This is a genomic window from Streptococcus infantis (assembly GCF_047464615.1).
GTDB classification, from domain to species: Bacteria; Bacillota; Bacilli; order Lactobacillales; family Streptococcaceae; genus Streptococcus; species Streptococcus infantis_Y.
Map to the genome: position 1 here is coordinate 12,399 of NZ_JASHBO010000014.1, position 26,316 is coordinate 38,714.

A 26,316-nucleotide genomic window follows, 5' to 3' on the forward strand; every position below is an offset into this window, starting at 1 on the left:
AACTCCATTTTATTTTATCATAATTTCGAAGGAAAAAAAATCTTTGCCACAAAAACTGTGACAAAGATTATTTAGTTATCAGTGTTATGTTCGTCCGCATGAGTTTGCGTAGACGAAGATGGAGTAGATGAACTTTGAGATGGCACCGTATTATCTGCTCTGTTAGAGTTACGCTGGCTCGAAGATGGAACAGAAGAAGATGATGGTGGAGTTTTTGGTTTATAAATAGAGATCTTTATACGTGTCGTACTTAGATCAACTTTCGCACCTAGTTTTGGACTTTGATCGATAACAGTTCCTTCAGCAGTGCCCTCAGGTGCTGTCGAAACCTCTACTACTTCGATATTAGCTTCCTTGACACCAACAATCTGAATTAAGTTATTCTTTGTAAATTCAAGACTTGAGCCAATATAACTTGGCATGGTCACGGTTGTCACCTTTTTAGCAACAGTCAAAACGATAGAAGTTGCCTTGCTAAGATCATAAGTCGTACCTTCTGCTAAGCTCTGTTTTAAAACCACACCTGGTTCTGATTCACTGGACTCTTCTTCCTCAATCTTAATCAGATTTTCAGGAACTTTTTTCCCTTTCAATTCTGCAATAACATCAGTAGATTTGCGTCCAATATAGTTTCCAATCTTAAATGATTGTTTACCTGAAGATATGATTAGATTAACTTTAGACCCTTCTTTGCGAGCTGAGCCAGCATCTGGATCTGTTCGGATGACCCGACCTTCTTCTACGGTATCACTAGCTTCGGTCTTCTCCTCACCAATTTCAAAATTCGCTTTTTTCAAGGTTTCCTTAGCTTCAGCAACAGTTTGACCTGCAACTTTTGGAATCTCAACAGTAGCTGGTGTTCTGGATAAAATCCACACCAAAGAAGCGGCAACCAGTACGAAACTTGCTAGTAGAACTAGATAACGTGCTTTAAAACGACGTTTTTTCACTGGTTTTTCCACGGATTTTTTAGCACTTGCTTCTGGACTAGCTTTAGTTGCCTGATGGCTATCTGTCTGTGGTTGCACCTTAGGAATGGAGGTCAAGGTTGTTTGAGGAACCTTTGGCAATGTCTTTGTGTCCGCCTTAGTGGCGTCATCAAAAACACGTTTAGGTTCATTTCTGCGGTTATAAGATAGACTGCTAGACAAATCAACATACATCTCTGAAACCGACTGGTATCGATCTGTAAGCTTTTTAGCAGTTGCTTTGATGACCACATTCTCCAAAGCTTGGGGAACAGATGGATTTTCAGCTATAACCGAAGGAAGTGGTTTTTGAAAATGCTGGAGGGCAATGGTTACTGCACTATCGCCATCATAAGGGATATGCCCTGTCAGCATCTCGTAGAAAATAATCCCCATGGCATAGATGTCACTCTGGACAGTTGCCTTAGAGCCACGAGCCTGCTCAGGTGACAAGTAGTGGACAGAACCCAACATAGAGTTGGTCTGAGTCAGACTGGTCTCTGCAAAGGCTACAGCAATCCCAAAGTCCGTCACCTTAGCCGTTCCATCAGGAGTTAAAAGAATATTTTGAGGTTTTAAGTCACGATGGACAATACCTTTAGTGTGCGCCAAGCGCATCGCTAAGAGAATCTGACCCATGATACGAACAGCCTCTTCATTTGAGAGGGGATGGTGTTCCTTGATATAGCGCTTGAGATCAAGACCAGCTACATATTCCATAGCTAGGTACTGTTGACCGTCCTCTTCGCCGATATCCGTTATCCGAACGATATGGGGATGATCTAAGTCAGCCATTGCACGCGCTTCACGCTGAAAACGCGCAACAGCAATCGGGTCAGTCTGGTAGTTAGTCCTCAAGACCTTTACAGCTACCTCTTCCCCGTCTAAAATCAAATCCTTGGCTAGGTAGACATCTGCCATACCTCCACGGCCAATTTGTTTGATAATCCGATACCGCCCGGCAAAAATCTTGCCGATCTGGATCATAGTGCCGCCTCCTCCTCAATCGAAACAAGGGCAACTGTAATATTATCAAGCCCTCCGGCATTGTTTGCAAAGCGTACCAAAGTGGCTGCCTTATCATCAAGCGAGATATCACTTGTGACAATATCACAGATTTCACTAGCTGAAATCATATTTGTCAGACCATCGCTATTGAGCAAGAGATAGTCTCCTGCTTCCAAGCTGACAATTCCTAAGTCAGGTTGAATTTCGTCTTTTTGTCCGATAGATTGGGTGATAATATTTTTTTGTGGATGCACTTCTGCCTCTTCTGGTGTCAATTGACCCGCCTTAAGCAATTCGTTAACCAAGGAATGATCACTTGTCAGTTGACGGTACTCTTCCCCTCGAATGAGACCGATTCTAGAATCTCCGATATGAGCATAAATTGCCTGATTTCCGATAACTGCAAGAGCTTCGAGGGTTGTCCCCATTCCCTTGTAGGCTTCATCTCGTCCTAGTTGATAAATCTTTTGATTTTCAACTTCTAGATGGTGGGCAAACCATTCGCGAACTTCATTAACGGTGTCGATCTGCGTATCAACCCAGGCAACACCTAAGTCCGTAACTGCCATCTCACTGGCAATATTTCCTGCGCGATGACCTCCCATCCCATCAGCCAAGATGATCATCGTGCGACCAGCACGATTGACAAAAAGATTGACATAGTCTTGATTATTTGTACGCTTCTGACCCACATCTGTTAATAATGAAATCTCCATTGTGTCAGTTCCTTCCTAATTGGATATCTTACGAAATTGGCTGATGAAGAATCCATCACTTCCGTATAATTCTGGAGTAATAAGGATACAGCCATCTTTTAGAATATCCTTGCATTCGTGATCTAGTTTAACCTGCTCAAACTCGGGATGACTTTCTAAAAATGCTTGAACCACTTGAAAGTTCTCTTCCGAGACAATAGTGCAGGTACTATAGGTTATTATACCACCTTTTCGTAGTGTTTGACAAACACTACCTAATATTTCCAACTGAATTTCCTGTAATGACGCGAAATCTGCTGTCTCTTTATTATATTTGATATCTGGTTTTCGACGCAATAGACCAATCCCTGAACAAGGAGCATCAACCAAAATTTTGTCAAATTGATCCTTGCCAAAAAACTCATGCACTTTTCGTGCATCCAGTTTTTGCGTTTGAACACGATCTGCTACACCTAAACGCTGAGCATTTTCTTGAATCAAAGTTAGTTTATGATCGTAGAGATCCAGTGCCGTCACCTGTCCCGTAGTTAGATAAGACGCCATATGAGCAGTCTTACCACCAGGGGCCGCACAAGCATCTAAAACCTGCTCATCTCCTTGTAGCTCTAGTGTCGGTGCAACCAACTGACTAGACTCATCCTGGATAGTAATAGCCCCTTCAGCAAACAAAGCGTGACCAGCAAAATGCCCCTGCTCCTTGACCAGACCAGCAGGAGATAAAAGAGAATCACTTGCACCAAGCAGAGCTTTAATCTGCTCTTTTCGACTCAAATCTGTCACACGGATACTGGCTTTATTCCGTTGCAAAAGACTTTCAAAAATCGCTTGCACTCTCTCTTCACCATACTCTTCCTTGAGCTTCGAAATCAACCAAACTGGTAAAGAGTAGGCAATGGAATCACGCTTATTTTTACGCTTGATAGAGGCAATATCTGGCAAACCCTCACGCAAAATACGACGAAGAACAGCATTGACCAGTTTTTCACTGCCCTTCTTACGAAGTTTTGCAATTTCTACCGCTTCATTGACCACTGCATGATCAGGAAGCTTATCCAAGTATTGGAGTTGATAGACGCTCATGAGAAGCAGAACATAGAGCCAGCTATCTAGTTTGTCTCTATCCTCAATAAAGTGAGAAATGTACCACTCTAGTGTGAGTTTTCGAGCTACAGTTCCATAGACCAGCTCTGTCACCAAACCCTTGTCAGCTACCGAAAGTTGACTTCCCTTAAGGTGTTTATTTAAGGCGATATTGGAATAAGCTTGATTGACAAAGACGTCCTCTAGCACCTTTAAGGCTAAGTTTCTAGCCGTTTCTACTTTAGTCACCAAATCGTTCTCCTACTGCCAAAGTTCGTCCCACACCGTTGAGGAAGGAAGCAATGTCCATTTTAGGTTTCCCAGCTGGTTGAATCTGTTTGAGAGATAGGGCTCCTTCTGCTGTTGCAACAATCAATTCTTTCTTACCGATGGAGAGAATTTCACCTGGAGTCCCCTGACCATCTACTGGTAGAGCTTCATAGATTTTGAAGCGTTCACCCTTTAGAAAAGTATGAGCAACTGGCCAAGGATTCATCCCACGAATTTGGTTAAAGAGTTGACGATTGGTCTTGTTCCAGTCCAACTTTTCTTCTTCAGGTTTGATATTAGGCGAAAATGTAACCTGGCTTGGGTCCTGTGGTTGAGGCTGAATTTCGCCAGCAATGTATGCAGGCAAAGTATCCAAAAGCAAATCACGACCCACTATAGCCAATTTTTCAAATAAGGTACCGACATTGTCCTCATCTGTAATTGGGATACTACGACGGGAAATCATATCTCCTGCATCCATTTCCTTAACCATTTCCATAATGGTCACTCCTGCTTCCTCATCACCCTGAATCAAGGCATAATGGATAGGAGCTCCACCACGGTGCTTTGGAAGGAGCGAAGCATGAACATTGACTGCAAAATCCATGCTATCAAGGAGTTTACTTGGGAGAAATTGTCCAAAAGCTGCAGTCACAATCCCGTCAGCTCCCAAATTCATGATAGCTTCCATCTCTGGACTACCCGATAATTTTTCAGGTTGGTAAATAGGAAGTCCTGCCTCTTTGGCTGCTTGTTTCACTGGGGTTTCTTGGATGACTTTTTTACGTCCAACCGCACGGTCTGGCTGAGTTACAACTGCAACAATCTCGTAGCGGTCATCTGTCAAAAGTCCCTTTAAAACAGTCGCTGAAAATTCAGGCGTTCCCATAAATATTAGTTTTGTCATCTTTTCTCCTTCTATAAAAATTGTTGCGGTTCGTGGTCAATACTGAGACGAAGTTCGCTATTTTCCCGTTCTTGTGTCAAGGCCAAGACCTGGTTAAGGGTTGGACCCAGCTCATCTTCTAAACGGTATTTAATCAAAATTTGGTAATGATAGAGGTTATGAGTGCGAGCGATAGGTTTTGGTGTTGGTCCAAGGATAATACTAGCATCCGATAAACCTGACCGCAATATTTCCATGACTTCATAAGCACGTCTAAGAACCTCTTCTTCTTTCTTATGAGACAAGGTAATTCCAATTGTGAAATAATAAGGTGGATAACCCAACTGACGTCTGATGCCCATTTCATAGGCATAAAATCCTTCATAGTCCTGATCCTTGGCAAAGCGAATAGCATAGTGCTGAGGATTGTAAGACTGGATCAAGACCTGCCCAGCTTTTTCAGCTCTTCCTGCTCGTCCTGCCACCTGGGTCAAGAGTTGGAAGGTTCTCTCAGAAGAACGGAAATCAGGCAGGTTCAAGGCTGTGTCCGCATTGAGAACACCAACCAAGGTCACATTTGGAAAATCCAAGCCCTTGGCAATCATCTGGGTTCCCAGAAGAATATCCGCTTCACCCTTGCCAAACTGCTCAAGAAGTGCTTGGTGACTGCCCTTTTTACGAGTTGTATCCACATCCATGCGTAGAATGCGTGCCTCTGGAAAGAGTTCCGCTAGCTCATCGTAGGCTTTCTGAGTTCCTGTTCCATAGTAACGAATACTGCGACTTTGACAGTTTGGACAGACATGAGGAATTTCCTTAGAAAAACCACAATAATGACAATTCATAGTCTTAGTATCCATGTGCAGAGTAAGAGAAATATCGCAGTTGGGACAGGTATCAACAGTCCCACATTCCCGACACATAACAAAGCTAGAATAGCCACGGCGATTGAGCATGAGAACCACTTGCTCTTTTTTATCCAGTCGATCTTGTATTGCCTCAATCAGAGGTGGTGTAAAGTTTGACGTTTCATTTTGCCCAATATAATCACGGAAGTCAATCAGTTGAACTTCAGGAATACTTGCTAAAGGATTGGCACGTTGCGTCAGGCGTAGATGTTGATAAACACCCTTACCAGCACGCGCACGACTTTCTAGACTCGGTGTTGCAGAACCAAGGACTAAAGCCGCTTGATTGTACTGGGCACGTAAAAGAGCCACATCTCTAGCATGATAACGCGGATTGCTATCTTGCTTGTAGCTGGCCTCATGCTCTTCATCGATAATGATAACACCTAGATTTTTTAAAGGTGCAAAAATAGCAGACCTGGCCCCTACAACTACCTGAGCATCTCCACGCTCCACCTTGCGCCATTCATCGTACTTTTCACCATTGGACAAACCCGAATGGAGAATGGCTACTTGTTCACCAAAACGAGCAATAAATCGCTCGGTCATTTGAGGTGTCAGAGAGATTTCCGGAACTAGAACAATCGCTGTTTTTCCCATATCCAAGGCACCTTGGATAATCTGCAAGTAAACCTCAGTTTTCCCACTTCCAGTGATTCCTTGTAGAAGAAATGGAGGATATTGCTTCCCAATCGCTCCAACAACCGCCTCACAGGCTTCTTTTTGCTCTGGGTTTAACTCTAAGGATTGGCTAGCCTCAATGCCTTCAAAATAAGCCGCTGAACGTTGCACTTCCTTTTGAAGAATCGTCAAAGCACCCTGTTTCACAAAGAAATTGACTTGTTCCCGTGAGTAATGTTCTAACAAAGTAGCCAAAGGAACTGTTTCAGGATGAGCTAACAAATACTCTCGCAATTCCAATTTCTTCTTGGCACGGTTTGAGATTTCTTGCTTTTCTAATTTGTCAAGATTCACTTGAATCCAAGACTGTGTTTTGACCTTCTTCTGGTCTATAGCCTGATACTCTAACTTCAAAAGTCCTTTACGAGTCAATCGCATCATCTCAGCCTGCTTTTCTAGGTCGAGAGATGAAAAGGCTAGAGATTCTTGCGTTCCAAACAAACGGTCTCTTTCTTTCTGACTCAAGCCTTCCAGAGGATAGAGGATTTTATCATAGCTAGAGTTCAAAAATCCAGGGAGCATGGCTTTTAAGATAGAAATTTTGTATGAGAAGACTGATTTACGTAGTTCCTCTGCTAGCCAGAGTTGTTCCTCTGTTAAAACGGGAGAAAAGTCCAGCACCTCGGCAATTTCTTTCAAGTCCTCGTCTGCCACATCTGCATCAGATTGAAACTCCAACCCAAGAACAATTCCCTGAATCAAGCGATTGACCTTCCCAAAAGGTACATGAACTCGCATGCCAACTTCCAGCATCTCTTCAAATTCCTCTGGAATCTTGTAGCTATAGGGCTGGTCTGTCTGCATCAAGGGAACATCCACAATGATTTTTGCAATAGCCATATCCTCACCTCCTTCTCTTCTTAAATCCTTTTAATTGATTGAGTATTCTTGCAATAGAAAAAATAAGATTGAGTCCCCCCAACCTTAAATTTTTTCACCTTCTTCTTTTTCTTTCGCGATTTGCTCTTTAATTTTCTTTTCTTCTTCTTCTTTCAATCGTCTTTCTTCTTCGATACGACGACGAACAGCTTCGCGTTTTCCTTCTGGATCTGGGTGGATGGTTACATTCCCTGATTCAATTTCTTCCAAGGCACGAAGAGTAGATTTTTCAGATTTGAATTCTTGAGTTGGAGGTGCTCCAGCTTCTAATTCGTGAGCACGTTTTGCTTCCAAGATTACGAGTGAATATTTTGATGGTACCTTATCAAGCAAGGTATCGATAGAGGGTTTAAGCATCATTTGTTTGTACCTATTTTCTATAGTTTATCGAATAGTCGGAGACTTTGGTAGCATATCCTGATAATGACCAATCACGCGATCTACACGGAAATGTTCTGCTTCAATCACACGTTTGACACGTTCTGCGGCAAGAGGAACATGGTCATTGACAATGGCATAGTCATACTCACGCATCAAAGCAATTTCTTCCTTGGCTTTTTCGATACGCTGAGCAATTACTTCTGCACTATCGGTACCTCGACCAACGAGACGGTCTTGCAATTCTTCCAAATCTGGTGGTGTCAAAAAGATAAAGACAGCATCTGGAACTTTTTTCTTGACCTGAAGAGCTCCCTGTACTTCAATTTCAAGAAAGACATCGATTCCCTTATCAAGCGTTTCATTAACATAGGTCAGAGGAGTTCCGTAGTAGTTGCCTACATACTCTGCATACTCTAACATTTGCCCTTGACGGATCAATTCTTCAAATTCTTCTCGTGTACGGAAGAAATAATCAACACCATCTACTTCACCTGGACGTTGTGCCCGTGTCGTCATAGATACAGAATATTGAAATTGATTTTCAGAACTCTCAAAAATTTCTCGTCTAACCGTTCCTTTTCCAACTCCTGAAGGACCTGAAAAAACGATTAGTAAGCCTCGGTCTGCCATTATGTCTCCTTTGGATAGTTTGTGAAATGACTTGAAAATTTCTGTAAGATTATATATCTAAAGCCATTTCTGCTCGCTACAATCTTTCTATCTAGTGTAACAAAAAAGCAGTAATTTTTCAACTGCTCTTTCTTATTTATTTTGCATAATCAACTGCACGAAGTTCACGAATCACGGTTACCTTGATATTTCCTGGGTAATCGAGATTGTTTTCGATTTTCTCACGAACTTTATGAGCCAAGATTGTGACCTTGTCATCTTTGATTTGACCTGGATTTACCATAATGCGGATTTCGCGACCAGCTTGAAGGGCAAAGCTATTTTGAACACCTTCAAAGCTATTAGCAATTTCTTCAAGATCATGGAGACGTTTGATGTAGCTTTCGAGTGACTCACTACGAGCTCCTGGACGGGCTGCGCTTAAGGCATCCGCCGCAGCAACGATGACTGCGATCACACTTTCAGGTTCTACATCTCCGTGGTGACTGGCAATAGTATTGACCACAACTGGGTGTTCCTTGTACTTGCGAGCCAATTCAGTACCAATCTCAACGTGGCTACCCTCTACCTCACGGTCAATAGCTTTACCAATATCGTGAAGGAATCCCGCGCGACGAGCAAGGGTAGCATTTTCACCAAGTTCGCTAGCCATGATACCAGCCAACTTAGCAACTTCAATCGAATGACGCAAGACATTTTGTCCGTATGAAGTACGGAACTGCAAGCGACCCATGATCTTCATCAAGTCTGGGTGAAGGTTCGGTGCACCAATTTCATAGGCGGCAGCCTCACCGTATTCACGAATCTTGTTATCAATCTCTTGACGATTTTTCTCAACCAACTCTTCGATACGAGCTGGGTGGATACGTCCATCCTTAAGCAAGGTTTCCATCGTCATACGGGCAATCTCGCGACGGATAGGATCAAAACCTGACAAGGTTACTACTTCTGGCGTATCATCAATGATAACATCAACCCCTGTCAAACTTTCAAAAGTACGGATATTACGTCCTTCACGTCCAATGATACGACCTTTCATGGTATCATCAGGCAGATGAACTGTAGAGTTGGTAGACTCAGCTACATACTCACCAGCAATTCTCTGCATGGCTTGAGACAAGATATCCTTAGCCAATTTGTCTGAACGTTCCTTAACTTCTTGCTCAGCCTCACGAATGCGACTAGCAATTTCCTTAGTCAAGTTTTCCTCTGTCTGGGCCAAGATAATGTCTTTTGCTTCCGACTGAGTCAGAGTTCCAATACGCTCTAGTTCAGCTTGCTTTTGTTTCTCAATTTCTTCTAGTTGCTCTTCACGTACATCAAGGTTTTTTGCTCTATCAGAAATACTTTGTTCTTTTTGTTCAAGTGTTTTTTCTTTGTTCGTCAAATTGTCATCTTTACGATCAAGACTGCTAGCACGTTCGGTCAAACGACTTTCGATTTGCTTGAGTTCTTGACGTTCTGATTTAAATTCAGCGTCCACTTCTTCACGGTATTTTCTGGCTTCTTCTTTGGCCTCCAATAGTGCTTCTTTTTTAAGAGACTTGCTTTCGCTCTTAGCTTCATTGAGTAATAAATCCGCTTCGCGCTCCGCTTGTCCTCGTAAATTAGTTGCTTCTTGTTCAGCATTTAAAAGCATCAGCTCCGCAGCCTCTTGTGATGATTTCATCTTGACTGAGATGCTGACATATCCAATGACTAAACCAATGATGACGGCAAAAACAACGATAACAATCGCCATAATTTCCATGTTTTTACCTCAATTTATTTGTTTATCCGAATGATATGCATTCTTATACATTCTACCATAAAAAATCATTTTTAACAAACCTTAAATTGAAGTTGTTTTGGTCATTTCAAGTCTAAAAAACCTTATTTTCCCTAATAAAATAAGCTATTCTCCCTAAGTAAATTTTTAAAGATTTTTTTAGAAAAAAATAAGTTAAAAAGCCTACCTTTCAGTAGACTTAATAATGATCTTTAAAGGATAAAAAAGCGATGCTTTCACCATCCATCATATAAATCAAGCGATTTTCTGCGTCAATACGACGTGACCAAGCTCCTTGGTAATCATATTTGAATGGTTCTGGTTTACCAATTCCTGTAAATGGATCACGTTGAATATCCTTGATTAGTTTGTTGATTCTTTTTAGCGTTTTCTTGTCTTGAGTTTGCCAGTAGCAATAATCCTCCCAGGCATCTTCTGTAAACTTGAGTAGCATTCATCACTCCTCAATAACATGAACCTGCGTGCGTCCTGCACGAACTTGGGACATTCCTCGCAAGACCTTGTCAGAAAGTTCCTTATTCTGAGCAATCCTCAAAGTTTCTTGAATACTATCCCACTCGCTCTTTGATAGGACTACAATATCTTCATCTGGATTTTTATTGACTACTGCCAAAGGCTCAAACTCATCGTTTACCTTCTTCATGTAGTCTTTTAAATGATTTCGGAATGTTGAGTAAAGAACTGCTTCCATAACCATACCTCGTTTTACCTCTTTTCAACTATTATACACGAAAAGAAAAAAATTGTCAGGAACTTGTACAAGTTTTCCCGCTTCTATCTATTTATTCGAAAAAACTAAAAAAGCCTACCTTTCAGTAGACTTAGTTTGATTCGATTCTGATTGGCACTCGACCAAAATTTTGTTCTGCGATACTTGGGTGTCCCAGCTGATAAATTTGGTCCGCCTTTTGAGTCATGGCATCCCAGGGCTCTTTGCCGATTCTACTAACTAGATTGACCTGCTCTTTCAGAGACTTGAGATGTTGCCTGCCTTTTTCGGTAAATCCAAGGATATGAATAGCTTCTGGCAAGGCACATTCTCTGGCTTGTACCAAGATATAAGTCAATAAACGACGTACACGTGCCTTGGTGTACCGTTTGGTAGCAACTATCTCGACTAACTCTTCCACAGACCGAGCTGTCTTTATGGAATCCTTGATACGCACTGCCATTTCCTGATTAACCTGATAAATAGTAGTTAGGTCAGGATTTGACAAAATTTGATAGCAGAGCAAGGGAAAATAGTTATCCCAGCTCACCTTACCAGCATTTTTAAAGATTTCAACAGAAGGCATAAAACGTTCTAAGAAATCTTGGTCCTTCTGGTGCTGACGGAGAGCTGTGGCCGAGGCAAAGTCTACATCTTTGTTCACAGAATGATAGCCGGCTCCTTGACGCTGAATCGGATGAAGTCTGATGTTTCGTCCTGCAACCGCCTTGGCATAAGCGAGAGCAAGGACATGATTAGGCGTATTGCCTGAAAAATCAAGACCTGCAAATTCCTTCCACATAGCTTGCGTTTTCTGAGGGTAAGAAAGAGAATCAGGTAAGTTATCCACAAATTTCTCCATCTCTTGACCACGTTCTGAGTATAGGTCTGCAATTTTCTGATAATCCAGAACTTCCTCTGTCCCAAAAGCTAGGCTATCAATCCCCAACCGTGCCAAGATATCCACAGCCCCTTGACCGAAGAAATCAGCCGCCTGAACACTGACTAAAAAGGGCAATTCCACTACCATATCCGCTCCGTTTTCCAACGCCATCTGAGCCCGTGTCCACTTATCCACGATAGCAGGCTCCCCACGCTGCATGAAATTCCCAGACATGGCAACAATCTTCAGCCCCTCTGCCTGTTCTAGCAGGTATTTGTGGCCATTATGAAAGGGATTGAACTCCACGATAATACCTGTGATGGTCATGGAAATCTCCTACTTCCGAGCGACAAAAAACCAACGGGTGCCAGTTTCTGTTGGCTCCTTGTCTTCAAAGTCCGCATAGAGTTTGAAGGATTTGAAACCAGCCTGTTCCAGCAAAATATCATAGGTCAGAACCTCATAAGTTCTCTCCTCATGCACTTCATCGTGGCGACTAAAGGAACCGTCCGCTTCCTTGATAAAGAAGGTCAACTCATGCACGATGGAGTGAGGAGCTTCGTCCTCATAGGTGTCCCAGAGCATGGCAAAGTCTTCGGCATTTTCATGGTAAGAATAGCCTGGAAAAACCTCATCTGTCTGGTAGGTCGAATGTACATCAAAGATAAATACTCCATCTTCGTTGAGGGCATTATACACTTCCTTAAAGACGTCCCCTACTTCCACCTCATCCTGCATGTAACAGATTGAGTCCGAATAACATGTGACAAAATCGAATTTCCCTGCCTTGGACAAATCCAGCATATTGCCTTCGATAAAATCAATCTTTTGCTTGGCTGAAGCCGCTCTCTTTTCGGCAATCTTCAACATATCCGCACTCAAATCAAGTCCAGTCACATCAAAACCAGCCTGAGAGAAGCGCACTGATTGAATTCCTGTTCCACAAGCCAATTCCAAGAGTTTCTTTCTCTCCTTAGTTTTTGGCAAATGACGCAGAGAAAAATCCGTCCATTTATCGTATAAACTATCATCCATCACAGCATCATAAACCGCCGCAAAAGTTTCATAAGTTGCCATAATCATGATACCAAGAGCCCCATGGTAAACACCACTAGCCCTTACCTTTCTAACAATTTTCTTCTAACATAAGCAAATAAAACCCAGTTGACTACAACTGAGTTCATCTACTAGGCCAAGGTTTCAGATAAATCTACTGAATCCGCCTCATGCCATAGCTTTTCGAGGTTATAGTGGGCACGCATTTCTTCTGAAAAGATATGCACAACGACACCGCCGAGGTCTAGCAAGACCCAACCTCCAGCTGCATCACCTTCGACATGGCTGCCTTTAAAGCCTGCTTCAGCAACTTTTTCACGGATATTATCAGCAATAGCATCCAACTGACGGCTATTCATTGAGCTCGTGATGACAAAGTAGTCTGTCACGCTAGTCAAATCTTGTACATCAAGTGCGAGGATATCCTCTGCACGTTTCTCATCAGCCGCTTTCACGACTAGTTCTAGTAATTCTTTTTCGTTCATTTAATCCTCTTTCAAATAGTGCACAAAGGCGTTATAGGTTTCAAGGGTTTGGGGATAGATGGGAAATCCCTGGTGAGCTAAATGCTCCACAGTACGAGCTGTTTCGTAGGCCACAGCCTTATTGAGCGATTGCTCAGCAATCTCACGTGCCTGGTCCACACCTGGAAAGGCACGATTGTGCTCGATATAGTCTGCGACGTAGATAACCTTATCAAGGTCTGTCATCTGACTTTCTCCGACTGTATGAATTTCGATAGCCCGTGAAATTTCAGGATCTTGCAAATCCAAGTCTTCCTGAATCTTGTAAATGCCGACTATCCCATGCCAGATATTATTACCCCAGTTTTTGAGGTCTGGATCTAGTTGATATCGATCAATCAAGTCTAGAAACTCTTGATCTGATAGCTTTTTAGCATAATCATGAAGTAGCCCTGCCAAACCAGCTTTTTCAACATCCACACCAAAGCGCTGAGCCAATTCTATGGCTGCACGCTCGACACCCAGACAATGGGTTAGACGTTTTTCAGGTAGGAGCTCTGCCATTTTTTCCAACAATTCTTCACGCGAACAGTTGATATAGTCTTGGTATGCCATCAGTAAAGCCCTTCTTTCTCGATATAGTCTAGCACTGGTTTTGGCAAGAGAAAGTTAGGTGTGCGACCTTGGTCGATGAAATCACGTACCATGCTAGAAGAAATATCCATGAGGGGCACATCCACCCAGATGACTGGATAAGAAGTCCCAGTCTTGTATCGTGGTCGCTGAACTCCTACAAACTGAACGAGGTCGACCAATTCATCAATTCTGTACCACTTAGGCAGATAGTCTACCATATCGGCACCGATGATAAAGTAATAATCTGTATCTGGATTCTTCTCTGTCAAAATCTTCATGGTGTCGTAGGTGTAGGAAATACCCTTGCGCTCCAGCTCGATGGTCTCAATAGCTAAACCTTCGATTCCATCGATAGCCAATTCAAGCATCTTGAGGCGGTGGTGTTCAGAAATGGTTTCCTTTTTATCTACGTGAGGCGGTTGATACTCAGGCATGAGCAGAACTTGATCCAATCCCAACTGCTGGCGCACTTGGTCCGCCACGATAAGATGGGCGTTGTGAACAGGGTTAAAATTTCCCCCTAAGATTCCAACTTGCTTACGTTTTTTATCCTTGATTTCTGGCTCTAACTCCACTTTTGTAAAGGGAGTTAATAGTTCGATTGCCATAGGCTAATCTCCTTTAGTCTTCTGTAAAATACAGTTTTTGGGAGTATCGTTCTTAGATTTCTTTAACTTTTTTAGAAATCTTGCGATTTTCTTTCTTGCTTGATTGTTTATACAAAATCAAGATACGACCGATTTTTTGGACTGTATCCACACCGATTTCTTCTTCCAAGATTTCAGCTACTTCGTGGATATTTTCGTCTGTGTTTTGCAAGAGTGTAACCTTAATCAATTCGCGGGCGTCAAGTGCTTGACGGACGCTGGTTTTGATTTGGTCGTTGAGTCCATTTTTCCCGATTTGGATGATGGGTTTGAGGGTGTGTGCCTGGCTGTTGAGGAAGGCACGTTGTTTTGATGTTAATGACATAATTTTCTTCCTTGTTTTTTGATAGTTATTTTAGGTGGTGAGGGACGGTCGGAACTAATTTTCCAAAGATCTCATCTTTGAAAAATGGATTTCCTGACCTCACAATTGAGCCTTGGTCTCAATTGTGCCCCTTGCCAATCTATCGATTGGCAAGACACCACGGCAATAACTATCTTTGTATGAGCTCACTTTGTTCGCTCAGTGATTTTATTTTAAATAATTGCTTTTCGTGTGACGACGGCAACTCCTTCTGGGGCCCAGACGGCGACTTTGGCGGTGCCTGTTACACGAATCCAGCCTAGTCCTGAGATGACTAGGTCTGTCTTGTCCTTGATGGTAAATACATGTTGGACTAGTTTTGGAAAATCTTCCTTTTCCTTGCTATTTGGTGGTGTTAAAAGAGTTCCGAGGTGCTTGTCGTAAAAGGCATTAGCTCCTTCTAACTTGGTACGATGAAGTTTGAGTTCATTGTCAAAGAAGGCAGTGAAACCTTGCTTCTCACCTGCAATGAAGTCAAAGCGTCCAAGTCCACCTAAAAATAGGGTTTGTTCAGGATTAAGCTGATAGGTTTTAGGTTTGATTTCCTTTTTAGGACTGACATACTTGAGGTTTTTAGCCGTCAAGTAGTGAGCCATCTGATGACGATGAATAATTCCTGGTGTATCATAGATATAAGAACCATCATCGAGCGGAATTTCAATCTTATCCAAGGTTGTTCCTGGGAAGCGTGAAGTTGTGATGACGTTCTGATCACCCGTAATTTCCTGGATAATAGCATTGATAAGGGTTGATTTCCCAACATTGGTAACCCCAACTACATAGACGTCACGACCCTTACGATAGTGCTCAATTTTATCAATGACTTCCTTGATAGCATGCTTGTTTTTGGCTGAAGTCAGAACGACGTCAACAGGACGTAAGCCTTCCTCGTGAGCGCGCTCCATGATCCACTGGCTAATCTTACCAGGTTTCACTGACTTAGGTAGGATATCTTTTTTGTTTCCAACCAAGAGCACATCATTACCTGATACGAAACGTGGCAAGCCTGGGATAACAGAGCCATTAAAGTCAAAGATATCAATCACATTGACCACCAAGGCATCACTGTCTCCTACCTCGTGCAAGAGTTTGAGGAAATCATCATCCGTTAACTGAACATCAGTGATTTCATTGTAGTGACGAAGACGGAAACAACGCTGGCAATAAACTTCTCCAGTTTCCAAACCTTTTTCAAGTGCTGATTGAGGTGTAAAACCAAGCCTAGCCTTATCTGTAGTCTGAATAGTTGCTCCACAACCAATACAGAGTATTTCTTCCATAGTTAGATTCCTTTTTTATAAGTGATAGGTCCGTACTTTTGAGCGATTTTTCTCATCACACGACGCTCACGCGCTCGGTTAATCTGAGTCTTAATAGAGTCGTGCTGGACCAAGGGTTTGACCAAAATCGAGCGAATGCCTGCTCGGTGGGCTGCTCGAATATCCGTCATCAGTTGGTCGCCAACCATGACAACTTGGTCTTTTTCATAGTGGAAATGTTTCATGGCACGGTTAATTCCTAAAGTAAAGGGCTTCAGTGCCCAGTAAACATAGTCAATGTCAAATTTTTCAACTGCTCGTTTGACACGTTTGGGAGTGTTGTTAGATACTACAATGATACGTATCCCAGCATCGCGCAAATCATGCAACCATTGCTTCATCTCTGCTGTTCCATCTGGATTATTCCAAGCAATCAGGGTATTATCCAAATCAACCAAAACAGCCTTGATTCCCTGCTCCTGCAGGCTTTGGACTGTCAGATCATAAACTGCTTCCACAGCAAAATCTGGCATATAATTTTCAATCGCCATTCTGGCTCCTTTTCTTTATATTTTTAGTTTCTAGCAATTTTCTTTAGATACTGAGCCAAGATTGCCCATAAAATTAAACTAGCAATCAAAATATATATCCAGGCATTAGGCTCTTCTGTAAATGGCAGAGGGACATTCATTCCGAAAAATCCTGTAATGACTGCAAGAATGGCTAGCAAAACTGAGATAATGGTCAAGGTTGTCAAATTATCATTCAGATTGTTGTTTAGGATATTATTGTAAGATCCTGAGAGTTGTTGTAAAACCTGGGAAATCAAATCTGTCATGGACACCAACTGGTGAGCTTCAATCATAGCATCATCAAACTGCTCTCTTTCCACTTCGTTAAAGTTCCGATAAAGCGCATGTCCCTGGATATGCTCTAAGAGGAGGCGATTTTGTTTAGCCGCAGCTGTCAAGTAAACCATACCAGTTTCCAAGTCAGAGAGGGCAAAGAGATTTTTTTTAGTGGTTGTTTGACGCAACAAGGCACTGATTTCATCCTTACTTTTATCCATCTGTTCAATGACAGGATAATAAGCATTGCTGATAAGCTCTAAACCGGCAAATAGAAACTTGTAGATTGAAATGATTTCATGACTTTCTAGATAGCCTAACATCTGATCAATGACATAAGCATTCTTATGATTGCTGATGGTAATCATTCGTTGCTTTTCCACGATAAAGGTCATGGGAATGGCTTCATAGTATTCCTTGTCCCTTTCTAAGTCAAGAACGTTGTAGATGAAGGTGACTGTCCCGTTTTCACGATTATAATCCATGTGGGCTCGTTCGTTTCTATCCAGCGCATATTCGATGGTTTCTTTATCCAATCCATAGATTTCTGATAGGTCTTCAAGATTTTTGATGATTTCCACATCTAGATTAATCCAGGTACAACCATTCCCTAACTGCTTATCTAAAAACATCGTTTCTCCTTTACCAAACTCTTTCTATTGTACCATAAATCAAGTAAAATTTCAGTTCTCTTCTTTTCTTGAAAAATTGCTAACCACAGTAATATTGCGGTTAGGAACAAAGTGAAGGGCTTGGTCGTCACTTCTCAGTTGAGTCGTTCGAATTCCGACACTAACTACTTTTCCTGATACAGTAATAGGCCCATTGGTCAAAATAACTTCATCTCCTACATCCAACTGACGTTCAAATAGAATAAAGAAGCCGTTGATGACGTCTGATAGAAAACCTTGTGCCCCCATACCGATAGCCACCCCAGCAATTCCTGCACCTGCAAGCAAGCTAGAAACAGGTAACCCTAAGATAGACAAGATACAGTAAATCAAGAAGAAATAAAGGATATAGTTAAAAATATTTTCAAGCAAACGAGAGATAGTCTTTTGTCTACCAGCATCTCGATTTGAAAATTTAAGTGATGGTTTGACAATCTTTCGTACAGCAACATGGAGGAACTTTTTAGCTATATAAGATAGAAGGATAAGAAGTAGAAGAGAAATCACCTTGGTCAAGAGATTTTCTAAAACAGTTGTTAGATCTAATTTATCCAGATAACGTTGAAAAAATTCTTGCATATAAAACTCCTTTTCTATCCATTATACCATAAATCCTTCCCAGCCATCCTTTTCATAAATATTCATTTATTCTAATAAAATCTATGAGACACTTGCTTTTCAAGTATATTTATACTATAATCATAAACAATACACAAAAAGGAGACCTTTATGAAAAGAATTATTCGTGCTTGGAACAAAACAAATCTGATCAAACGGATCGGAATCGGAATGACCTTGGGGGCTATTCTAGGTCTACTCGTTCCTAATCTAACTGGCATCGGTTTATTGGGAGATTTATTTGTAGGAGGACTAAAGGCCATCGCCCCTATCCTGGTTTTTGCTTTAGTCGCTAACGCCCTTTCCCAACACCAGAAAGGTCAAGATAGCAATATGAAAAAAGTCATTTTCCTCTATTTGCTGGGGACCTTTGCTGCGGCTCTTATAGCAGTTTTGGCTAGCTTTCTCTTCCCTGTTCAGATGGTCTTGAGTAGCGCTAGCACAGAAGTTACTCCTCCAGACGGTATCGGACAAGTGCTCAGCAATCTTCTGCTAAAAATAGTAGATAATCCTGTCAATGCCATCATCGAAGCTAACTATATCGGAATTTTGTCTTGGGCTATCGTCTTTGGGATTGCCATGCGAGAAGCTAGCAAAAATAGCAAGGAGCTACTCAAAACAATGGCCAGTGTGACTTCAAAAATTGTCGAATGGATCATCAACCTTGCGCCATTTGGTATCCTCGGGTTAGTCTTCAAAACCATCTCAGACCAAGGTATCGCTAGTTTAGCAAATTACGGAATCTTACTCGGACTTTTGATTACCACTATGGTTTTCGTTGCCCTAGTGATCAATCCTCTGATTGCTTTTCTCTTTATCAAGAAAAATCCATATCCCTTGGTGTGGAAATGCTTGCGTATCAGTGGCGTTACAGCCTTTTTCACCCGAAGTTCCGCTGCTAATATCCCTGTTAATATGAAACTCTGTGAGGATCTAGGTCTTAATCCAGATACCTATTCTGTCTCAATCCCCTTGGGATCAACCATCAATATGGCTGGAGCTGCTGTTACCATCAACATCTTAACCCTAGCAGCTGTCAATACCCTTGGAATCTCAGTTGATTTTGCAACAGCCTTTGTACTCAGTATCGTTGCAGCCATCTCAGCCTGCGGTGCTTCAGGAATCGCTGGAGGTTCACTCCTACTTATCCCAGTTGCCTGCAGTCTCTTTGGGATTACCAACGATATTGCTATGCAGGTTGTGGGTGTTGGTTTCGTCATCGGTGTTATTCAAGACTCTTGCGAAACAGCCCTCAACTCTTCAACAGATGTCCTCTTTACAGCAGTAGCAGAATTTTCCTCTGCTCACAAAAAATAATCTAGGAGGTTGGGACAAAAAATCCCGACCTCACTTTTCATTAACAATCAAACTTTGACGCGGTAGCTGATTGAACTTTTTGTTCGTCTTTTAGACTCCAAAAAGCTCCTAATCATCCTCGCGGGGCTGGGACGACGAAATCGAGACTTTGTCTATCGATTTCTGTCCCACCGCCTTTGTCTGGTTTCTATCATTCATTTTAGGAAATGTCTCATGTCTATCACCCAACGTACTTTTAAACTCGTTCTGGCGACCTGTTTGGCCTGTGTTCTAGCCTACTTTCTGGATTTATCTTCAGCAGTATCCGCTGGTATCATTGCCCTATTGAGCTTATCGGATACCCGTCGAAGCACCATTAAGCTAGCTCGCAATCGTTTATTTTCAACTCTTCTTGCTCTTTTCATTGGTGTCCTTTCCTTTCACCTGACTAGCTACCACATCTGGAGTTTTGGTCTCTATTTGGCCCTCTATGTCCCTCTGGCCTATAAACTGGGCTGGGAAATTGGCATTACCCCGAGTAGTGTCCTGGTCAGTCATCTCTTGGTTCAGAAGTCTACATCACCAGATCTGCTAGTGAATGAGCTCCTCCTATTTCTGATTGGTACGGGATTCGCCTTGATTGTCAATCTTTACATGCCTTCTCGGCAAGAAGAAATCCATCTCTATCATCTCAAGGTAGAAGAAAAACTCAAACACATTTTACAACGTTTTGAATATTATCTTGGAAAGGGCGATGGTCGTAACCGTGCCCAACTCGTTGAAGAACTGGACCAACTCCTCGAAGAAGCTCTCAAACTGGTCTATCTTGATCACTCTGACCACCTCTTTCATCAGACCGACTATCATATCCACTATTTCGAAATGAGACAGAGACAGAGTCGCATTCTTCGTAATATGGCTCAACAAATCAATACCTGTAATCTAGCCGCAAGCGAAAGCCTAATCCTTGCCCAGCTATTCGCTAAAATAGCAGATCAACTCAGTCAGACCAATCCTGCCAACGATTTATTAAAGGATATTGAAAGCTACCTGCAGGTATTTCGCAATCGTAACCTCCCTAAAACAAGGGAAGAATTTGAAACGCGCGCAACCTTACTTCAACTCCTACGCGAATTGGAAAACTTTATTCAACTAAAAGTTGACTTCTATCAACGCTATTCTGAAGAAAAAAGCAATCTATCATCATAAACAAAACACCTTTTGAACTGCGAGAACTTGCAATTCAAAAGGTGTTTCTCTGTCTCGAACCTAGCTAACTAGTTAATCTTACTAAGTAGCAAAATTGCTATGAACTCCTAATGATAGACTTATCTTTTCCTTAAGAAGTATAGATGGAATTTCTAAACTCATTTGATTCTTTGAGGTAGGCTTTATATATAGCTTTTTTCAATTTCTGAACAGGAGTTTCAATGAAACGGTATTGTTTTTGGCTGATATTTCCTGCTTTAATCTGAGCAAGTTCTTCTTTTACCGCTTCTTCCATCAATTGCTTCATTCTTTCAGGACTGGAAATCACTTCTTGCTTACCTTTATAGTCAATGGTAATCGGTTTTAATTTACTGATATTCGCGATCCGTTCATCCATTTGTTCCTTCTTGAATTGGGCATAGGTCTTACCAGTTAAGATCTTTTTAAAGATGTATTGGTCTGACAAGGGACGATTCTCTTTTTCAGCATTTTGCTTGTACTGATTAGAGACATAAGGAACGAAACCTTCGTAATAGCCAAGAGCTGCCATGAGTTCAAAGGCTTGTTTTCTAAAGCTGATATCACCACTCATCCCCTTATCATTTTCGTTGACACCATAAATCGTATCAAACATATCAACGGTATAATAACCATTGGCATCTACTTTCCCTGTAGCCGTGAATCCTTTAATGATATAGCGATTTACCACGATATGATTGTCAATCAAACTATGAATATCGCCTAGCTTGCTAGCATCTGCCTCGGTCAAGACCTTGATTTCCTCGCTCTGGTGGCTTGGTTTGACAGATGGATTTGGATAAGAAACAGGAGTTCTTGAACCACTTGTCGCACTCGGCAAGAGTTGCTTGAAGTAGACTGCCTTATCCGCAGCTGACAATCCTCGACTTGCCTCAGCTTCTAGATAATCTAAAGTATAGAGAACATCGAAACTACCATGCATATATTCTTTCAAATCTGCGGCTGATTTAAAGCGCTCAGGTGTCTTGTTGTAGAAACTGTCTTTGTCACTCTCGTCATAGACAAAGTTCAAGTTAAAGTAGCTATCCATTTCCGGAGTGTAGGAATTTTCAAAGATTCCACGTGCATAGAATTCTGCCCCAGTACCATCTCGTCGACCATAATTGTTAAAGAGGACTGTGCGATCCAACAAGTGAGTCATTTCATGAGAGTAAGTCGCTGACCCTCGATCGTCCAAGACCCTATCAATAAAGTAACGCACACCAGCACCATTTGCCTCAGCACCTACTGATTGAGGCGGAGAATACATGCCTAGCGGAGACATGAAGTCCTTGACTCCCTTATCCGCCTCTGGACCAAACTCCTTAGACCAGGTTTCCTTGATGCCTGCATTTTGCTTGCTAGTATACTTTTTCATAGTATCCACAATCAAACGGTTGGTTACTAGTTTTGATTGATTGTCTTTTTTAGTGATTCTATAAAGCGTATCAACATAAGCAGCCTGACGCTCAGCTGTCAATTCAACCAAAGCCTTCACTTTTTCCAATTCAGCCTTATATTGAGTAGGATTGCTCTGAGCTAGTGAAGTATCCATATAAGTTCCGATATTTCCGTAAGAAACGGTTGCCATATTTGTAATGGCATAAATACTTGGTTCCTTGATGTTTACTAGACCTAGAAGGGTAGACATATTATATTGTTTGCGATTATCAATCTGTTGAGGTTCTGCCCCGTACTTGGCAGGATCAGAGGTCAACTTCGTGTAGAGACTGACATTTTCATCTGTTTTTTCTTTAGATTGTTTCTCAACAACGATGGCTTTTGTAGCATCCTTCAACCAAGTATCGCCATCCATACTTGTAAAGGTAGTTCGGTTATAGTCAAGAAAGTCTAATAGAGTTGACTTATCGGTTACCTTTCCAAAGTATTTTTCAAATGTTCGTGGACTATTGATTAGCTTCATCTCATCATAACTCATTGAACCCAGAGATGTTAGCCACTCTAGTGATGTCACCTTCTTACCAAAAGAGCTTGGATTGTAGGCAAGAATATCACGGATGTTGGTCTTGCCAAAGTCAATATTGTAGAAACGATTGATATAGGTTAAACCTAGGAGAATTTTTTCCTTATTAGCTTCTAGATCTGCCTGAACCTTAGCTCTGGTTTCTGCTGTGTTTCCGAGCACACTCAAGCTATGAGCTACAATTTTTTTAAGGTCTGTATCTATGGTCTTTTTCGTTTCTTCAAGCGCGTCTTTAATAGATAATCTCTCTAGATATTCTTTGCGAAGGACTTCTTTAACCTCTTCATCTGTAATAGTAGGATTTGTCTTTTTAAGTTCAATCTTCTTACTAATCACATCTCGCCCCAGAATATTTGGCCTGAGGGCATTTGTCACGTAAGCATTGGAAAGCAAATCCACAGCCTTCATTCCTTGGCTAGCAGGTCGTACATCGATAGCATTTTCTAACTCCGTATTCACTGGAAGAAGATGTGGTTTGTTTTCTTTGGTTCCCACCAAGATGACATTTGGTTTCATTGTTTTTGTCACAGTACTTGTTTCCGTGTGTGATAGCATTTCACCTGTTTGAGGATTCACTTCATAAACTCTGGTAGTGGTTGTCTCCCCAGGCTCTCCCTGACTTTCTACTTTTTCAAAGTCCTTATCAAGTCTTGGATCCTGACGGCGTTCCTCCTTGATTGGAATTGGTGTCACGACGATTTCGACATTTCCGACTTTCATAACTTTATCAATCGGAACTGTTACTTCTTTTTGGTGATCTCTTTCTGTAACCTGACCTGTCTGAGTATCTACTTGGTAGGTGGTAGTCGTTTTTTCGCTTCCTTCCTTACCGGAAACAGCAACTTTTTCTGTTTGATAAGGAAGTGTTGGGTCCGCTTCATATATCGTTTTATTAGCGATAACCTTCGTTTCCACACTTGGTTTGGTACCAACTAGAACAACCTCATCTACCTTTTCCACCAGAGTTTTTGATATACTAGCCTCTGTAATCTGACCACTGGTTTGATCTCTTGTATATCGTGTAGTGGTTTCTACTTTTCCATTGACCCCATGAATTTTCGTTTTTCTAGAACCGATCTCTTGGCTATCATCTGCTTGATAGATTGTTTTATATGGGATTGTTTGGGTATCAATCTTAGGTTCTGGAACTGGCGCCGACTCTACCTTAGTACCTACTGCTATAATTTCGGAAATTGAATCCACAGTTACAGTGTTGGATTTGACTTGGCGGTCTTCTTTGCCATCCACAGTCGTCACTTCCGTTAAGATCGTGCGCTCACCTGCGACGCCTGATCGGATAAGGCGGGGTTGCCCCTTGAGTAAGTCTGGATCGTCTTGATGAATAGTATCATAAGCAACGGCTTCTGTCGTTACTTCAAGCTCTGGTTTCACCTCGACCAAGCTTGGTGTACCTTCGCTTGGAATTGAAGTGGATTCTACCTTAGTGCCTACTGCTATGATTTCTGAAACTGGCTCCAAGGTTACAGTATTGGATTTGACTTGGCGGTCTTCCTTGCCATCCACAGTCGTCACTTCCGTTAAGATCGTGCGCTCACCTGCTACGCCTGCTTGGATAAGGCGGGTTTGACCCTTGAGTAAGTCTGGATCGTCCTGATAAACAGTGTCATAGACAATGGCTTCTGTCGTTACTTCAAGCTCTGGCTTCACCTCGACCAAGCTCGGAGTACCTTCGCTTGGAATTGAGGTAGATTCTACCTTAGTACCTACTGCTATGATCTCGGTAACTGGTTCTAGGGTTACACTATTTGATTTGACTTGGCGGGCTTCCTTGCCATCTACAGTCGTCACCTCAGTTAAGATTGTACGCTCACCTGCGACCCCTGCTTGAATGACACGGGTTTGACCCTTAAGCAAGTCCGGATCGTCCTGATGAATAGTGTCATAGGCAACGGCTTCTGTTGTAACCTCTAGCTCTGGTTTCACCTCTTCCAAACTTGGAGTACCTTCACTTGGAATTGAAGTGGATTCTACCTTAGTGCCTACTGCTATGATTTCAGAAACTGGTTCTAAGGTTACAGTGTTGGATTTTATTTGGCGGTCTTCCTTGCCATCCACAGTCGTCACTTCCGTTAAGATCGTGCGCTCACCTGCTACGCCTGCTTGGATAAGGCGGGTTTGCCCCTTGAGTAAGTCTGGATCGTCTTGATGAATAGTATCATAAGCAATGGCTTCTGTCGTTACTTCAAGCTCTGACATCACCTCTTCTAAACTTGGAACACCTTCACTTGGAATTGAGGTGGATTCTACCTTAGTGCCTACTGCTATAATTTCGGTAACTGGTTCTATGGTCACAGTATTGGATTTGACTTGGCGGTCTTCCTGACCGTCAATTCTTGTGACTTCCGTCAAAATAGTGCGCTCTCCAGCTACTCCTGCTCGAACAACACGAGTTTGACCCTTAAGTAAGTCTGGATCGTCTTGATGAATAGTATCATAAGCAACGGCTTCTGTCGTTACTTCAAGCTCTGGTTTCACCTCGACCAAGCTTGGAGTGCCTTCGCTTGGGGTTGAGGTGGATTCTACCTTAGTGCCTACTGCGATGATTTCGGTAACTGGCGCCAAGGTTACAGTGTTGGATTTGACTTGGCGGACTTCCTTGCCATCTACAGTCGTCACTTCCGTTAAAATAGTGCGCTCGCCTGCTAGGCCTGCTCTGATGACACGAGTTTGACCCTTAAGCAAGTCTGGATCGTCCTGATAAAGAGTGTCATAGGCGATGGTCTCTGTCGCAACTTCAAGCTCTGGCTTCACCTCTTCTAAACTTGGGACACCTTCACTTGGAATTGAGGTGGATTCTACCTTATCTGCTTGTGGAGAATGAGGTTTTGTATTTTCATTTCTAGAAATTTCTCCATTCCCGCTTACAAAATAATAGCCTGTAAATTCATAACCCTCAATCTTTTCTGGACTTGGCAAAAATTCTCCTGCAACTGTTTTGACAAGAGCTGGACGAAGCTCTACTAAGTTCTCCAAGGCAGAAACTGATAGTGCAGTCCCACCTACAGCCAAAACTGTCACTAGAAAGAGAGAGGCTCCCTTTCTCTTTTTAATGAGAGTGAGTGAAACCAGCAAGATTCCTGTACCTAGCACAGGCAGAATGGCATTTGAAAACAAGCCAGTATCAGGTAACTTAGTAGCAGACTTACGGTAGACGAAGTAATAATCCTTACCTTCCTCCACTTGGATAGCATTCTCTTCAAACCAACGTAGTTCAGCCTTCAAAGATTCAGGAAGATCTTTATCTTCCACATAGTGTGACACTAGCTGAGGAATCCTTTCCTCTGCAAGCACGGCATTTCCACCTGTGCCTACAAAAAACAAACTCGTTCCCAATAAGACGGAACAAGTTCCTACTGCATACTTTCTCAAAGAAAAGCGTTGTTTTGCTTTAAAATGATGTTGTTTCATGATAAACTCCAATTTCGTATCTATTCCTT

The 26,316-nt window shown here is 42.1% G+C and carries 22 protein-coding genes and 1 pseudogene; 2 read left to right on the forward strand and 21 right to left on the reverse strand.

The genetic code is table 11. The annotated features are described in order from the left end of the window. Positions 1–71: 71 nt before the first annotated feature. From pknB to QM450_RS08620, 20 genes and pseudogenes are all read right to left on the reverse strand, one after another. A complete protein-coding gene (gene pknB / locus QM450_RS08525; protein WP_414320288.1) occupies positions 72–1,955 on the reverse strand; it encodes a Stk1 family PASTA domain-containing Ser/Thr kinase in 1,884 nt (627 codons plus the stop codon). Continuing rightward, on the reverse strand, positions 1,952–2,692 hold the full coding sequence (locus QM450_RS08530) for a Stp1/IreP family PP2C-type Ser/Thr phosphatase (protein WP_414320289.1): 741 nt from the start codon (positions 2,690–2,692) through the stop codon (positions 1,952–1,954). Before QM450_RS08530 ends, pknB begins: the two co-directional genes overlap by 4 nt. A gap of 15 nt (positions 2,693–2,707) precedes the next feature. Continuing rightward, positions 2,708–4,021 carry a 16S rRNA (cytosine(967)-C(5))-methyltransferase RsmB gene (rsmB, locus tag QM450_RS08535; RefSeq protein WP_414320290.1) on the reverse strand — a complete coding sequence of 438 codons (1,314 nt, stop codon included), beginning with the start codon at positions 4,019–4,021 and terminating at the stop codon, positions 2,708–2,710. Beyond that, positions 4,014–4,949 carry a methionyl-tRNA formyltransferase gene (gene fmt, locus QM450_RS08540; protein ID WP_414320291.1) on the reverse strand — a complete coding sequence of 312 codons (936 nt, stop codon included), beginning with the start codon at positions 4,947–4,949 and terminating at the stop codon, positions 4,014–4,016. Before fmt ends, rsmB begins: the two co-directional genes overlap by 8 nt. An 11-nt stretch (positions 4,950–4,960) precedes the next feature. Next, a complete protein-coding gene (locus tag QM450_RS08545) occupies positions 4,961–7,357 on the reverse strand; it encodes a primosomal protein N' (protein ID WP_414320292.1) in 2,397 nt (798 codons plus the stop codon). 84 nt (positions 7,358–7,441) lie between these two features. Then, the gene (gene rpoZ / locus QM450_RS08550; RefSeq protein WP_045763172.1) at positions 7,442–7,756 is read right to left on the reverse strand and encodes a DNA-directed RNA polymerase subunit omega; all 315 of its coding nucleotides are present in this window, start codon (positions 7,754–7,756) and stop codon (positions 7,442–7,444) included. A gap of 24 nt (positions 7,757–7,780) precedes the next feature. After that, positions 7,781–8,407, reverse strand: a complete 627-nt coding sequence (gene gmk / locus QM450_RS08555) for a guanylate kinase (protein WP_000775049.1) — start codon at positions 8,405–8,407, stop codon at positions 7,781–7,783. A gap of 136 nt (positions 8,408–8,543) precedes the next feature. Beyond that, positions 8,544–10,157 (reverse strand): ribonuclease Y, encoded by a 1,614-nt coding sequence (locus QM450_RS08560; RefSeq protein ID WP_070461168.1) that lies wholly within the window; start codon positions 10,155–10,157, stop codon positions 8,544–8,546. Positions 10,158–10,374: 217 nt separating this feature from the next. Beyond that, on the reverse strand, positions 10,375–10,629 hold the full coding sequence (locus tag QM450_RS08565; protein WP_414320293.1) for a Txe/YoeB family addiction module toxin: 255 nt from the start codon (positions 10,627–10,629) through the stop codon (positions 10,375–10,377). 3 nt (positions 10,630–10,632) lie between these two features. Further along, the gene (locus tag QM450_RS08570) at positions 10,633–10,887 is read right to left on the reverse strand and encodes a type II toxin-antitoxin system Phd/YefM family antitoxin (protein WP_371607615.1); all 255 of its coding nucleotides are present in this window, start codon (positions 10,885–10,887) and stop codon (positions 10,633–10,635) included. 130 nt (positions 10,888–11,017) lie between these two features. Continuing rightward, a complete protein-coding gene (locus tag QM450_RS08575) occupies positions 11,018–12,115 on the reverse strand; it encodes a nucleotidyltransferase (RefSeq protein ID WP_414320294.1) in 1,098 nt (365 codons plus the stop codon). Between the two features lie 9 nt (positions 12,116–12,124). After that, the gene (locus QM450_RS08580) at positions 12,125–12,865 is read right to left on the reverse strand and encodes a class I SAM-dependent DNA methyltransferase (protein WP_414320295.1); all 741 of its coding nucleotides are present in this window, start codon (positions 12,863–12,865) and stop codon (positions 12,125–12,127) included. Positions 12,866–12,975: 110 nt separating this feature from the next. After that, complete coding sequence (gene rsfS / locus QM450_RS08585; protein ID WP_414320296.1) at positions 12,976–13,329, reverse strand: ribosome silencing factor; 354 nt, start codon at positions 13,327–13,329, stop codon at positions 12,976–12,978. Continuing rightward, positions 13,330–13,923: a bis(5'-nucleosyl)-tetraphosphatase (symmetrical) YqeK gene (yqeK, locus tag QM450_RS08590; protein ID WP_414320297.1), complete on the reverse strand. Its 594-nt coding sequence runs from the start codon at positions 13,921–13,923 to the stop codon at positions 13,330–13,332. Further along, positions 13,923–14,552 (reverse strand): nicotinate-nucleotide adenylyltransferase, encoded by a 630-nt coding sequence (locus QM450_RS08595; RefSeq protein WP_414320298.1) that lies wholly within the window; start codon positions 14,550–14,552, stop codon positions 13,923–13,925. The genes yqeK and QM450_RS08595 overlap by 1 nt, the downstream gene beginning before the upstream one ends. A gap of 52 nt (positions 14,553–14,604) precedes the next feature. After that, positions 14,605–14,916 (reverse strand): ribosome assembly RNA-binding protein YhbY, encoded by a 312-nt coding sequence (yhbY, locus tag QM450_RS08600; protein WP_000060171.1) that lies wholly within the window; start codon positions 14,914–14,916, stop codon positions 14,605–14,607. 212 nt (positions 14,917–15,128) lie between these two features. Then, entirely contained in the window at positions 15,129–16,235 is a 1,107-nt protein-coding gene (yqeH, locus tag QM450_RS08605) for a ribosome biogenesis GTPase YqeH (protein WP_414320299.1), read from the reverse strand. A 2-nt stretch (positions 16,236–16,237) separates the two neighbouring features. Continuing rightward, the gene (locus QM450_RS08610; RefSeq protein WP_414320300.1) at positions 16,238–16,765 is read right to left on the reverse strand and encodes a YqeG family HAD IIIA-type phosphatase; all 528 of its coding nucleotides are present in this window, start codon (positions 16,763–16,765) and stop codon (positions 16,238–16,240) included. Then, a pseudogene (locus tag QM450_RS08615) lies at positions 16,755–17,694 on the reverse strand (magnesium transporter CorA family protein). Before QM450_RS08615 ends, QM450_RS08610 begins: the two are co-directional and overlap by 11 nt. A gap of 51 nt (positions 17,695–17,745) precedes the next feature. Next, positions 17,746–18,312, reverse strand: coding sequence for a mechanosensitive ion channel family protein (locus QM450_RS08620; RefSeq protein WP_049549263.1), 567 nt, complete (start codon positions 18,310–18,312; stop codon positions 17,746–17,748). 150 nt (positions 18,313–18,462) lie between these two features. On the opposite strand from QM450_RS08620, the gene sstT reads away from it, so the two are divergent. Both sstT and QM450_RS08630 read left to right on the forward strand, forming a co-directional pair. Continuing rightward, complete coding sequence (gene sstT / locus QM450_RS08625) at positions 18,463–19,668, forward strand: serine/threonine transporter SstT (protein WP_414320301.1); 1,206 nt, start codon at positions 18,463–18,465, stop codon at positions 19,666–19,668. Positions 19,669–19,881: 213 nt separating this feature from the next. After that, positions 19,882–20,856, forward strand: coding sequence for an aromatic acid exporter family protein (locus tag QM450_RS08630; RefSeq protein ID WP_414320302.1), 975 nt, complete (start codon positions 19,882–19,884; stop codon positions 20,854–20,856). A 130-nt stretch (positions 20,857–20,986) separates the two neighbouring features. On the opposite strand, the gene QM450_RS08635 is transcribed toward QM450_RS08630, so the two are convergent. After that, positions 20,987–26,287 carry a G5 domain-containing protein gene (locus tag QM450_RS08635; protein WP_414320303.1) on the reverse strand — a complete coding sequence of 1,767 codons (5,301 nt, stop codon included), beginning with the start codon at positions 26,285–26,287 and terminating at the stop codon, positions 20,987–20,989. Between the last annotated feature and the right edge of the window lie 29 nt (positions 26,288–26,316).

Bases quoted from the DNA above. Each gene is read 5' to 3' on its own strand.
- QM450_RS08630 (WP_414320302.1), top strand. From the start codon at position 19,882: ATGTCTATCACCCAACGTACTTTTAAACTCGTTCTGGCGACCTGTTTG.
- QM450_RS08620 (WP_049549263.1), bottom strand. From the start codon at position 18,312: ATGCAAGAATTTTTTCAACGTTATCTGGATAAATTAGATCTAACAACT.
- yqeK (WP_414320297.1), bottom strand. From the start codon at position 13,923: ATGGCATACCAAGACTATATCAACTGTTCGCGTGAAGAATTGTTGGAA.
- QM450_RS08595 (WP_414320298.1), bottom strand. From the start codon at position 14,552: ATGGCAATCGAACTATTAACTCCCTTTACAAAAGTGGAGTTAGAGCCA.
- QM450_RS08570 (WP_371607615.1), bottom strand. From the start codon at position 10,887: ATGGAAGCAGTTCTTTACTCAACATTCCGAAATCATTTAAAAGACTAC.
- gmk (WP_000775049.1), bottom strand. From the start codon at position 8,407: ATGGCAGACCGAGGCTTACTAATCGTTTTTTCAGGTCCTTCAGGAGTT.
- rpoZ (WP_045763172.1), bottom strand. From the start codon at position 7,756: ATGATGCTTAAACCCTCTATCGATACCTTGCTTGATAAGGTACCATCA.
- QM450_RS08565 (WP_414320293.1), bottom strand. From the start codon at position 10,629: ATGCTACTCAAGTTTACAGAAGATGCCTGGGAGGATTATTGCTACTGG.
- QM450_RS08635 (WP_414320303.1), bottom strand. From the start codon at position 26,287: ATGAAACAACATCATTTTAAAGCAAAACAACGCTTTTCTTTGAGAAAG.
- QM450_RS08530 (WP_414320289.1), bottom strand. From the start codon at position 2,692: ATGGAGATTTCATTATTAACAGATGTGGGTCAGAAGCGTACAAATAAT.
- yhbY (WP_000060171.1), bottom strand. From the start codon at position 14,916: ATGTCATTAACATCAAAACAACGTGCCTTCCTCAACAGCCAGGCACAC.
- QM450_RS08560 (WP_070461168.1), bottom strand. From the start codon at position 10,157: ATGGAAATTATGGCGATTGTTATCGTTGTTTTTGCCGTCATCATTGGT.
- QM450_RS08545 (WP_414320292.1), bottom strand. From the start codon at position 7,357: ATGGCTATTGCAAAAATCATTGTGGATGTTCCCTTGATGCAGACAGAC.
- pknB (WP_414320288.1), bottom strand. From the start codon at position 1,955: ATGATCCAGATCGGCAAGATTTTTGCCGGGCGGTATCGGATTATCAAA.
- yqeH (WP_414320299.1), bottom strand. From the start codon at position 16,235: ATGGAAGAAATACTCTGTATTGGTTGTGGAGCAACTATTCAGACTACA.
- sstT (WP_414320301.1), top strand. From the start codon at position 18,463: ATGAAAAGAATTATTCGTGCTTGGAACAAAACAAATCTGATCAAACGG.
- rsfS (WP_414320296.1), bottom strand. From the start codon at position 13,329: ATGAACGAAAAAGAATTACTAGAACTAGTCGTGAAAGCGGCTGATGAG.
- QM450_RS08575 (WP_414320294.1), bottom strand. From the start codon at position 12,115: ATGACCATCACAGGTATTATCGTGGAGTTCAATCCCTTTCATAATGGC.
- QM450_RS08610 (WP_414320300.1), bottom strand. From the start codon at position 16,765: ATGGCGATTGAAAATTATATGCCAGATTTTGCTGTGGAAGCAGTTTAT.
- fmt (WP_414320291.1), bottom strand. From the start codon at position 4,949: ATGACAAAACTAATATTTATGGGAACGCCTGAATTTTCAGCGACTGTT.
- QM450_RS08580 (WP_414320295.1), bottom strand. From the start codon at position 12,865: ATGGCAACTTATGAAACTTTTGCGGCGGTTTATGATGCTGTGATGGAT.